Source organism: Gordonia phosphorivorans (genome assembly GCF_042432625.1).
Taxonomy (GTDB): Bacteria; Actinomycetota; Actinomycetes; order Mycobacteriales; family Mycobacteriaceae; genus Gordonia; species Gordonia phosphorivorans.
Genome location: NZ_JBHLWV010000051.1, coordinates 1 through 11774 on the forward strand (window position 1 = coordinate 1; position 11774 = coordinate 11774).

Below are 11774 nucleotides of genomic sequence, written 5' to 3' on the forward strand. Positions count from 1 at the left end.
CCAGCGCCGATGGTACTGCACCCTAATCAGTGTGGGAGAGTAGGACACCGCCGAACACAACTTGAAAAGCCCCCGAACCCTCGTGGTTCGGGGGCTTTTCGCATCCCTACCCGTTGTCGTGTTTGCCGGCTTCCCGACTGTGGATTCGTTTCCCGCGCAGGCTCAGAAGGCCGGCGGCAACGGAGTCGACATTCGCCGAGCCAGCCCGTCAATCGGGAGGCGGCGTAGTCCCGGGCTGGGTGGCGGCCTAGGCTGGGAGTATGGCAGTAAATCGGCCGGTGGACGGCAGCGGCGAAGTGGCGCGGGCGCCGCGTGCACGGATGACGGGGGCGCAGCGTCGACTCCAGCTGATCGAGGTGGCGCGCGGGCTCTTCGCCGAACGAGGCTACGAAGGCACGTCGATCGAGGAGATCGCACTACGCGCCGGCGTCTCCAAGCCGATCGTCTACGAGCATTTCGGAGGTAAGGAAGGTCTGTACGTGGTCGTCGTCGACCGCGAGATGGAGACCCTGCTGGAGATGGTCACCAAGTCGTTGACCGAGAACCGGTCGCTGTACCGGATCCAGCAGGTGGCACTCGCGCTCCTCACCTACATGGAGGAGCGCACCGACGGATTCCAGATCCTGGTGCGGGGCGAGTCGATCGTCAGCGAGGCCGACGGCGAGAGCACCCGGTACGGCAGCCTCCTCAATGACGCGATCAGTCAGGTGGAGCATCTGCTGGCGGGCGATTTCGAACGCCGCGGCTTCGACCCGTCCCTGGCCCCCCTGTATGCGCAGGCCTTGGTGGGCATGGTGTCGGTGACGGCGCAATGGTGGCTGGATGTGCGTACGCCTCCCAAGGAGGTGGTGGCCGCGCACCTGGTCAATCTGTGCTGGAACGGACTCACCAGGCTCGATCCCGACCCGGTTCTCGTGGACCACGACTACGTGGAGCCGAGCGCGGACTAGCAGGGGGACGGGCTCCGACGGCCGGTAGTAGACTGGTGGCATGATCACGCGAGCGAACGGCCTGCTGGCCGGTGCAGTCTCGGTGATCCTCGGTACCGCCGCGCACTCGCTGGCCGGCGGATATCGCCCGGAGGGGCGTCAGCTTCTGCTTCTGCTGGCCATCGGCCTCGCGGTGGCCGCGGTACGCGGCGCGCAGGTGGACCGGGCGCAGCAGCGTCGTGCACGTGGTCGACTGTCGTCGGAATGGGCGTCGATCGCCGGCGTCTTGATCGGCGGGCAGCTGGCCTCACACCTGGCGCTGTCGGTACTGGGCTCGCAGTCCGGGCACCAGCACGCCGTGAACACGGTCACGATGGCAGGTTGGCACGTGGCCGCCCTGCCCGCGGCCGTCCTGGCCTTGGCCGCGATCAGTGCGGTGTTGGGCCTGCTGTCGACGACTGTGGCCACTCTTCGTTCGTACTCGATGACGCCTCGGCGCCTGGCCGTCGTACTACCGACGTCGGCGCCCGACGTTCCGGCGCATCAGCTCGCGCCGCGTCTGTCCGTAGGGATGCGCGCTCCACCCGCTCTGGGTTGAGTCCGTCACTTCATTCGCGCTTCCGTCTCGAACGTCGGAAGTGTCTTCCCTACGCCAGAAAGCGTTACACACCATGGCAATTCGCCGCATTCATCGTCCCGCCGTCGCCCTCATCGCCGCCGCGGCTCCGCTGCTCATCCTGACCGGTTGCAGCAGCAACAGCAACGACTCCGCGTCCTCCCCGGCCAGCGCCTCGCAGCAGCAGGCCGCCCTGGTGGTCAGCGACCAGTGGGTCAAGGCCTCCGACGAGCACATGACCGCATTGTTCGCCGTCTTCAGCAACAACAGCGACAACGAGATCCGCATCGTCTCCGGCAGCACGCCGGTCGCCGGTGAGGTTCAGCTGCACGAGACCGTCTCCGAGGACGGCGTCAACGTGATGAAGGAGAAGAAGGACGGCTTCGCGATCCCCGCGAACGGCAGCCTGGCGATGAAGCCGGGTGGCGATCACATCATGCTGATGGATCTGAAGGAACACATCGCGGCCGGGCAGCCGGTGACCGTCGAACTGCGCATGTCCGACGGCTCCACCCAGTCGGTGACCGCCGTGGCCCGTGACTTCGCGGGTAACCAGGAGAACTACCAGCCGTGACCCGATCGCGCGGATCCGCCCGGATCTCGCGCCGAGGGCTCCTCACCGGTGTGGCCGGACTCGCCGGCGCCGGTGTCGGTGCTGCTGCCGTCGGTCTCGGCGTCGAACGTGAATCGTTCGACGCCGAGCCGGCGCGGCAGACCGTGGAGTTCTACGGCCGTCACCAGGCGGGAATCATCACTGTTCCGGCGACCCACGCCAACTACATCGGGCTGGATCTGGTCGATCCCACCGATCTGGGTGCACTCGCCGGAGTACTCACTCTGTGGACGCAGGACGGTGCCCGACTGGCCCAGGGCATCGCCGCCCTGGCCGACCCGGAACCGGAATTGGCCACCGCACCGTCGCAGCTGACCGTCACCGCGGGGGTGGGACCGCGGATCTTCGAGGATCCGCGGCTGGCCTCACGGCGTCCGTCGTGGCTCAAGCCGCTGCCGGCGTTCGGCATCGACCGGCTGCAGGATCAGTGGAAGCAGACCGATCTGTTGCTGCTGATCGCCTCCGACGACCCGGTGGCATTGGCCCACGCCACCCGCATCCTCACCGCGGAGGTGCGGACCATCGCACGTGTGCGGTGGGTGCAGCGCGGTTTCCGGACGGCGCGCGGCACCCAGCCGGACAGCCAGACGCAGCGCAACCTGTTCGGGCAGATCGACGGCACCGAACAGCCCGCCGCCGCGCGCCAGGACGAACTGATCTGGGACGACGGCGCCGAGCAGCCGTGGCTGGCCGGCGGTACGTCGATGGTGGTGCGCCGCATCGCCATGCACATGGACACCTGGGAAGAGCTCGACCGGGAGAACCGGGAACTGGTGATCGGACGGAACCTGGCCAACGGGGCGCCGCTGACCGGTACCGACGAGCACGACCCGGTGGATCTGGCCAAGACCGTCGGCGGTCTGCCGGTGATCCCGGCGTCCTCGCACATCGCCCGTGCGCGGCGTCGGGCCGACCACGAGCAGTACCTGCGTCGCGCCTACAACTACGACGAGCCGCCGGCGCCGCCGCTGCCCGGGCAGGAGCCGGACACGTCGAACACGGGGTTGATCTTCTCCACCGTGCAGCGTGACCCGGTGCGGCAGTTCCTGCCCTCGCAGGAGCGCCTCGCCGAGCACGACGATCTGAACGTGTGGACCACGCCGATCGGGTCGTCGGTGTACGCGATCCTGCCCGGGGCGACCCCGCAGGTACCGCTGGGTGGTTCGTTGCTGAGGGGACTCTAGCGGCGCACTAGAATCGTCGGAGTGTCTACCTCTCCTTCGCTGTCCGGACTGGCCGCCTATGCACTGCGCGACGGCGCTTTCGCCGAGTTGGCCGAACGCGGCGGTCAGGTCCGTCTGGACCTGACCGCACCGGACGCGGCACGACCGTTCATCGTCGCCGCCCTGGCCGGTCGTGCGGCAGGGCCGCTGCTGGTGGTGACGGCCAATGGTCGGGAAGCCGACGACCTGACCGCCGAACTCGGGGAACTGCTCGACGACGGCGCCTCGGTGGTGGCGCAGTTCCCGTCGTGGGAGACGCTGCCGCACGAACGGCTCTCGCCGAGCGCGGACACCGTCGGGCAGCGCCTCGCGGTGCTGCACCGGCTGGCCGATCCGAAGGCGGCGCCGCTGCGGGTGGTGGTGACCACCGTGCGGTCGCTGATCCAGCCGATGGCCCCGGGGCTCGGTTCGCTGCGAACGGTGACGCTGGTGGAGGGCGAGGACACCGACTTCGACGCGCTCATCGGGCAATTGGTGGAGATGGCGTACGAACGCGTCGACATGGTGGGTCGCCGCGGTGAGTTCGCCGTCCGCGGCGGCATCCTCGACGTCTTCCCGACCACCGCGGATTTCCCGGTGCGCGTGGAGTTCTGGGGCGACGAGGTGACCGACATCCGGGCCTTCTCGGTGGCCGACCAGCGGACGCAGCCGGAGATCGAGACCCTGTCGGTGCAGATCCATCCGTGCCGCGAACTCGTCCTCACCGAGCAGGTGCGGGCGCGGGCGGCGGAACTGGCCGCGACAACCGACGACGAAGCGCTCGCCGAGATGATGACCAAGCTGGGCGAAGGCATTCCGGTCGACGGCATGGAGGCGATGATTCCCGCCCTCGTCGAGGGCGAAATGCAGCTCCTCACCGAGGTGCTCCCGGAGGGCACGCGCGTGCTGGTGCTCGATCCGGAGAAGGTGCGCACCCGCGCCACGGATTTGGCCCGCACCGGCGCGGAGTTCCTGGAAGCGTCGTGGAATGCCGCGGCGCTCGGGGCGGGGGCTCCGGTGCAGGCCGAGAGCGTCGACCTGCAGGCCAGCTCGTACCGGCCCGTCGCCGAGGTGGAGCAGGCCACCGTCGACGCGGGCAGGTCGTGGTGGACGGTGAGTCCACTGGCCTCGGGCAGCGGCGACGAGTTGGAACTGAAACTGCAGGCCGGGCCCGCACCGCACGGCGACGAGTCGGCGATTGCGGACCTGCTGGTGGGGCTGCGGGCGCAGTTGGCCGCCGGCGGTCGTGCGGCGGTGGTGGCGGCCGGCAAGGGCACGGCGCAGCGCTTCGTCGAACGCCTCGGCGAGGCCGAGGTGCCCGCGCGATTGATGGGCGACGGCGACACCCCGCCCGAGGACGCGGTCGGGGTCTATCACGGCACTCTCCGCCACGGTCTGCTGGTCGGGACACTGGTGATCATCACCGAGCCCGATCTGACGGGTGCTCGCGTGGTCGGCGTGAAGGACGGGCGCAAGCTGCCGGCCAAGCGTCGCAATCAAGTGGACCCGTTGGCGCTCACCGCCGGGGACATGGTGGTGCACGATCAGCACGGGATCGGTCGCTTCGTGGAGATGATCGAGCGCACTATCTCCGGTGCGCGCCGCGAGTATCTGGTGATCGAGTACGCCCCGGGTAAGCGTGGGCAGCCGGGGGATCGGCTGTACGTGCCGATGGATTCGCTCGACCAGCTGTCCCGCTATGTGGGCGGGGAGCAGCCGTCGCTGTCCAAGCTGGGCGGCTCGGATTGGTCGAACACCAAACGCAAGGCGCGCAAGGCCGTTCGCGAGATCGCCGGCGAGCTGGTGCAGCTGTACGCCGCGCGTCATTCGGCGCCGGGCTTCGCCTTCAGTCCGGACAGTCCGTGGCAGCGGGAGATGGAGGACGCGTTCGACTTCACCGAGACCGTCGATCAGATGACGGTGATCGCCGAGGTGAAGGCGGACATGGAGAAGCCGGTCCCGATGGACCGCGTGATCGTCGGCGACGTGGGCTACGGCAAGACCGAGATCGCGGTGCGTGCGGCGTTCAAGGCGGTGCAGGACGGCAAGCAGGTGGCCGTGCTGGTGCCGACCACCATCCTTGCCGGGCAGCATCTTCAGACGTTCACCGAGCGGATGGCCGGGTTCCCGGTCAAGGTGCGTGGACTGTCCCGCTTCACCGACCCCGCCGAGTCCAAGCAGATCCTCGCCGATCTGGCCACCGGCGACGTCGACGTCGTGATCGGCACCCATCGCCTGCTGCAGACCGGTGTGGTCTGGAAGGACCTGGGCCTGGTGATCGTCGACGAAGAGCAGCGGTTCGGTGTGGAGCACAAGGAGCACATCAAGTCGCTGCGGACCCACGTGGACGTGCTCACCATGTCGGCGACGCCGATCCCGCGCACGCTGGAGATGTCGATGGCCGGCATCCGCGAGATGTCGACCATCCTGACACCGCCGGAGGAGCGTCACCCGGTCCTGACCTACGTGGGCGCCTACTCCGACAAGCAGGTCGGCGCGGCGATCCGTCGCGAGCTGCTGCGCGACGGCCAGGTGTTCTACGTGCACAATCGCGTGTCCTCGATCGACAAGATGGCCAAGGACATCGCGCGCATGGTGCCCGAGGCGCGGGTGGCCGTCGCGCACGGTCAGATGCCCGAGGAACTGCTGGAGAAGACCGTCGACGCGTTCTGGAACCGAGAGTTCGACGTGCTGGTGTGCACCACGATCATCGAGACCGGCCTGGACATCTCCAACGCGAACACGCTGATCGTCGACCGGGCCGAGAACTTCGGCCTGAGCCAGCTGCACCAGTTGCGCGGTCGCGTGGGGCGCAGTCGTGAGCGCGGCTACGCGTACCTGTTCTACAGCCCGGAGAAGCCGCTGACCGAGACCGCCTACGACCGGCTGGCGACGATCGCGCAGAACAACGAGCTGGGCGCAGGCATGGCGGTGGCGCTGAAGGACTTGGAGCTGCGCGGTGCCGGCAACGTGCTCGGCGCCGAGCAGTCCGGTCACGTGGCCGGGGTGGGCTTCGACCTGTACGTGCGCCTGGTGGGTGAGGCCGTGGAGGCTTATCGTGCCGCGGCCGACGGCGAGACCGTGGCGCAGGAGGAGACCAAAGAGGTGCGGATCGACCTGCCCGTCGACGCGCACATCCCGGTGGAGTACGTCGAAGCGGACCGGCTGCGGCTGGAGGCCTATCGCAAGCTCGCGTCGGCGACGTCGGACGCCGACGTCGACGAGGTGCTCACCGAGCTCAACGACCGCTACGGCCCGCCGCCGGTGGAGACCGAGCGCCTGGCGTCCATCGCGCGCCTGCGGTTGCGGTGCCGCGAGCGCGGGATCACCGAGGTGACGCTGGCGGGCACATCGATTCGGTTGTCGCCGATGGCGCTGCTCGACAGCGAGCAGGTGCGACTGGCGCGGCTGTATTCGTCGGCCAGCTTCCGGGCGACCACGCAGGCGGTGACGCTGCCGATCCCGCGGACCGCCGGGATGGGGTCGCCGCGCCTCCGCGACGACGAACTGATCACGTACCTGGTCAGCTTCCTGACCACGCTGCTGCCGGAACCGCGCTGACCGAAGCGCGGCCGTAGCCAGATCCCGATCGCCGGAGAGACCCGACCACTCGAGAGGAAGGTGCGCCGTGGCGCTGCCCCCGCTGCCGCTGTCGCCGAACTATGCGTTCGGCTACCTCGACGAGTCGTTGATTGTCCGCTCGGCGAACGGTCCCGGTGCGCAGGTGCGACTGGAGGTCGGGGAGTCTTACTCCTGGACCGACGAAAACGCGGACTACCGTCTGACGCTGCTGGCGCGGAACACCGATGAGGACCTCGTGCAGCGCTATCGCCGGGGTCCCATGATGGTCGGACGGTCGCCGTACAGCGGCACCTTCGAGCTGTCCGTGCGTCCCGACCCTGCCGCGCGGCGCGGCGTTCGGTCGGAGATACGGACCGTCGAGATCGGCTCCTGACCGAGAGGGTTGGAACTACTCCGAGACGACCAGCGCAGCCCGGTTTTGGGCGTCTACAGTCGGCACTGAGTATGGTTCTGCTATCGACTTCCGGAGGTGCCATCATGCCCGTGATCCTGTTGGATCCAGCGCTGCCCGAATTGATTCCGGTGCGGGCGGTGCGCGCGATGACTGGCCACGTGTACGTCACCGAGGACGTGCACCCGTCGCTGCTGTGGAACCTGCCGTCGTACGAGTTCGCCAGCGGTGTCCGCAACCTGCCGCTTGACGCCGTCGTACTGACCGCCGACCGTCGCCATCCCATTGTGCGACAGCAGCTTTCGCGCGGTGCCGAGGTGATCGCCGGCGACGGCGTCGCGGGCATGCGTCTACTCGAAGCCGTCGCGCTGATGGACAAGCTGCGCCGCACCGGTCCCTGGGAACAGCGGCAGACCCACGATTCGCTGCGGCGGTACCTCCTGGAGGAGGTGTACGAGCTTCTCGACGCCTTCGATCAGGGGGATACGAAGGAACTGTGCTCGGAACTGGGCGATCTGCTGCTGCAGGTGCTCTTTCATGCGCGGATCGCCGAGGACGCGGCGGAGGGCGCGTTCGATATCGACGACGTGGCGCAGAGCTTCGTCGACAAGGTGTCGTACCGCACGCCCGGGGTGCTCTCGGGTGAGCACGCCGACCTGGAGCGGCAGATCCAGGAGTGGGAGGAGCGCAAGGACGCCGAGCGGAACCGGGGGAGTGTGCTCGACGGTGTGGTGACCGGGCAGCCGGTCCTGTCGTTGACACAGAAGCTCTTCGAGCGCCTCGCCGGCGCCGACTTCCCGCGTGATGCCGTCAGCCCGTCGTTGACGCGGATCGACGTCCCGATCCGTAAGCATGCCCGCGACAGCGTCGAGGATTCCCAGCGGCGTCTCGTGCTGCAGTTGATGAACCAGGTGCGTGCCGCCGAACGGGCCGCCGCCGTCGACGGGATCCACCCGCGCGACGAGAACACCTGGCGCAAGTACCTGGGCATGGTGCACGACGACGTTCCGCCGGTCGAGCCTGCTCCGCCGTCCGAGGCGGGCGATACCCAGGAGTCCGCGCCCGAGTGGCCCGAACCCGAGGCTCCGGTGGAGCCGGTGCCGATGGCCCAGCTCGTCGAGTCGCCGCTGCCGCCCGCGACGCCCGTCGACCCGCCGCGCCATGCCGCGCCGCCGCGGCCCGTCGCACCCGCCTGGCCGGTCGAACCGGTCTGGCCGGACGACGACGATCACGAGCACAACAACCCGTGGGCCGCCGACGCGCTCTCCGGCAACGCCACCGCGGGCCCGGGCTCGACCGCCGACATCGCGCACGACTTCGACTTCGAGCTGGACGTCGAAGCACGCGACACCACCTCGGATCCGGCCGAGACCACCTTGCCGATCCGTCCGGTCGCGGCCGTCCCGGCCCTGCCGACTGCGGACGCTTTCGACTTCCCCGCACCGGTCTGGGGCCAGCGCCCCACCCCGGTCCCGGAGACCGACACCGACGCGGGCTTCCCCGAGCCCGAGGACTTCCCCGGGCCGCCCCCGAAGCACCGCTACGTCGACGCCGACCCCATCGAGGCCACCGAGCGTGACGTGGACGTTTCGTACAGCGTCGACGTACCGCGCATGGTCGTGCGTAACGAGTGGGACGACGACGAGTAGCTGACCGGCACCTCGCTTACGGGGTCCTTGCTATTTGCCAGCGCACGACACGCTAGCCAGCGGCGGTCTTGGCCTCGTTGAAGAACTCGGCTGGCATCGGATGGGCGAGCTTCCATGTGATGGCGATTGGTCGCTCGTTTTCGTGGCTGACCATCGTGGCGGGGCCGAGGAACGTAAATGGTGCTGTGCCGAGCTCACCCATGCTGTCATGGCGGACGAAGAGCAATACGGTGCTTGTGCCATTGACGTACCGCTGGCCCGTTGGCGATCGGAGACTGGTGGTCGACTGAGATTCCCAGTGAAAGAGCGTCCTGCTGATGGGGTAGTCGCGGTACATGGTGGAGGGGGAGAAGCCCGCCTCAGACTTCACCAGCGTCACGAGCAGCATGTCGACGTTGAGGTCCTTGAAGTACTTCACGCCTTCGCGGAAGTGTGAAGGCAAAGAGTCCAAGGATGCATGCCCCAGCCCTGCGAGGATTTCCTCTCGGTTGTACCGAGCGTGAATCTGCAACGGGACTGCGCTGAGCGCACCGTCAAGGGGTATCGGTGCCGTACGGGCGCCGATGAAAGCCACATCCACAATGTCGGCAATCTCGCGCTGAATAAGTGGTTCAGCGCGCAATGATTGGAATCCCTGCGAGTAGTCCTGGTGAGGACCTCCGTCGGGCCACAAGTTGAAGAAAAGCATGCGTGCGATGGTTTGCTCGGACGGTGGCAGCGCGTCGTAGTCCACCGGTTCTGGGCCGACGAGCCGTGTGTACACGTGGGCCCGAAGTGGGTCGTCGACATGCGCAAATGTGCGCAGCCGCTTGATCAACTGCAGTTCGGTGACGCTGGCAACACTGTCTTCGAGGTTGGCAGCCCGGCGCAACTGAGCCCACGAGCCCCGGTTCCTGCCGGACTTGAGAACGTCGCCGAGGGCAAACCCGCTGTCGTTGAGATACTGGCGCAGGGAGGTGCTTCCACTGTCGCGCAGTTCGCTGACCATGTCAGCCCAGCGTGCTCGCAGCTGTCGCTGCAGGCTCGCGATCACGGTAGTTTGCGTCTGCTCGTCCAGGACGATCCGGCAGCCAGGCGGAACGTACGGGAAGTCCGCTTGGGTGTCGCGCTCGACGTCCTTTCGTTTGCGCCCGGTGAGCGCCCGAAACCTCAGATCCCAGCGGAACTCGTCACGCTGCTGGCCGACGAAATCAAGCACCGTGAGGACGGGCTTGTCAGCGGTGGTACGTAGCCCGCGGCCCAGTTGTTGGAGGAATATCGTGGTGCTTTCCGTCGGGCGGAGCATGAGGATGGTGTCGACATCGGGGATGTCGAGCCCTTCGTTGAACACGTCGACCGAGAAGATGATGTTGACGACTCGGTCCTTGAGGTCGGCAATCGCTTGCTCTCGACGGTCTTGCGGAGTGCTGCCGGTCACGACGCGTGCGGGGATTCCGGCTGTCAGGAATCGATCGGCCATGTACTCGGCGTGCTGCACGGAAACGCAGAATCCCAAGGCCCGCATATCTCGGGGATTGATGAGCTTGTCGTGGACGGCTTTGATGATCACGCGGGCGCGCGCATCGTCGCTGGTGTAGAGCGCTTCGAGTTGCTTGTGGTCATAACCGCCACGACTCCACGAAAGCGTTGTGAGGTCGGTGCCGTCGGCGATCCCAAAGTAGTGGAACGGGCACAGCAACTCCGCGGCAAGTGCGTCCCAGAGCCGGAGTTCCGTCGCAATCCGTCCGTCGAAGAACTGGCGCACGTCGATACCATCGGCGCGTTCCGGAGTTGCTGTGAGACCCAGAAGTTCGCCAGGGCGAAGATGATCGGTGATGCGCCGATAAGTCTGGGCCTGTGCGTGATGAAATTCGTCGATGACCACAACCTCGAAGTGATCTGCGGGGATGTCTTCGACGCCGTAGGAGTTCAACGACTGAACGCTGGCGAACACGTGCTCCCACCGTTCGGGGCGACTCCCGCTGACGTACAGTTCTCCGAAGCTCGGGTCGGTCAGTACCTCGCGGAACGTGCGCTGGGCTTGAGCCAAGATCTCGTGTCGGTGCGCCACAAAGAGCAGTCGCGGTCGGCGTCCGGCTGCTTGCGCTTGCTGCCGATAGTCAAGCGCTGCCAACACGGTCTTGCCTGTTCCGGTCGCCGCGACCACGAGATTCCAGTGGCGACCGTGGACTGAGCGCTCAGCCCAGATGTCCTCGAGCATTGCCTGCTGGAAAGGGTACGGGCGGACCTCGAGGCCGGAGAGGTTGACTGTCAGAGTCTTGCCGGATGCCTTCCCCGAGGCTTCCGCAAGTGCGTCGTCAAGGCGATCGCGGTCCTGGGCCGGATCGTATTTCTCGAACGAGGGGTCCTCGTTCCAGTAGGTATCGAATGTGGACTGAAACCGATCGAGGAGGGTGGGCGTTGCAGCTCGCGATAGACGCACATTCCATTCCGCACCGTCGATTAGCGCGGCATTGGACAGGTTCGAAGAGCCGATATAAGCGGTGTCGAAGCCACTCGACCTTCGAAACATCCAAGCCTTGGCGTGTAGTCGTGTCCGCAGGGCGTCGTACTGCACCATCACCTGTGCCCCGTAGTCGTTGACCAGGCGATCAAGGGTCTGACGTTCGGTCGAGCCCAGGTAGGTGGTGGTGATGATCCGCAATTGCTTGTCGGCCGCAGCGAGGTCGCGGAGACGCTCTTCGAGGAGAGATAGTGCCCCTTGGGGTGGTGGACTTCGGATCGGGCGTAGAGTCACGCGTTCTGATCAACGAGTCGTTGTGAACGCTATGCGATTTGGGCTTGCGCGTCCA

Annotated in this window: 7 protein-coding genes and 1 pseudogene; 7 read left to right on the plus strand and 1 reads right to left on the minus strand. The window is 67.0% G+C overall.

From position 1 onward, the window contains the following. The first annotated feature begins 260 nt into the window (after positions 1-260). The 7 genes from ACFFJD_RS16810 to ACFFJD_RS16840 all read left to right on the plus strand — a co-directional run bounded on the left by ACFFJD_RS16810 (position 261) and on the right by ACFFJD_RS16840 (position 8982). Positions 261-950, plus strand: a complete 690-nt coding sequence (locus ACFFJD_RS16810; RefSeq protein WP_382366266.1) for a TetR family transcriptional regulator — start codon at positions 261-263, stop codon at positions 948-950. Between the two features lie 40 nt (positions 951-990). Beyond that, positions 991-1527 (plus strand): hypothetical protein, encoded by a 537-nt coding sequence (locus ACFFJD_RS16815; RefSeq protein ID WP_382366268.1) that lies wholly within the window; start codon positions 991-993, stop codon positions 1525-1527. Between the two features lie 73 nt (positions 1528-1600). Beyond that, positions 1601-2119 (plus strand): copper chaperone PCu(A)C, encoded by a 519-nt coding sequence (locus tag ACFFJD_RS16820; protein WP_382366270.1) that lies wholly within the window; start codon positions 1601-1603, stop codon positions 2117-2119. Next, positions 2116-3342, plus strand: coding sequence for a Dyp-type peroxidase (locus tag ACFFJD_RS16825; protein WP_382366272.1), 1227 nt, complete (start codon positions 2116-2118; stop codon positions 3340-3342). Before ACFFJD_RS16820 ends, ACFFJD_RS16825 begins: the two co-directional genes overlap by 4 nt. A 21-nt stretch (positions 3343-3363) precedes the next feature. Next, positions 3364-6921, plus strand: a complete 3558-nt coding sequence (gene mfd / locus ACFFJD_RS16830; RefSeq protein ID WP_382366274.1) for a transcription-repair coupling factor — start codon at positions 3364-3366, stop codon at positions 6919-6921. Positions 6922-6988: 67 nt separating this feature from the next. Beyond that, positions 6989-7315: a hypothetical protein gene (locus ACFFJD_RS16835; protein WP_382366276.1), complete on the plus strand. Its 327-nt coding sequence runs from the start codon at positions 6989-6991 to the stop codon at positions 7313-7315. Positions 7316-7419: 104 nt separating this feature from the next. Beyond that, on the plus strand, positions 7420-8982 hold the full coding sequence (locus ACFFJD_RS16840; RefSeq protein ID WP_382366278.1) for a MazG nucleotide pyrophosphohydrolase domain-containing protein: 1563 nt from the start codon (positions 7420-7422) through the stop codon (positions 8980-8982). A gap of 52 nt (positions 8983-9034) precedes the next feature. On the opposite strand, the pseudogene ACFFJD_RS16845 reads toward ACFFJD_RS16840, so the two are convergent. Then, positions 9035-11671, minus strand: a pseudogene (locus ACFFJD_RS16845) (DUF3427 domain-containing protein); the annotation flags it as partial. Between the last annotated feature and the right edge of the window lie 103 nt (positions 11672-11774).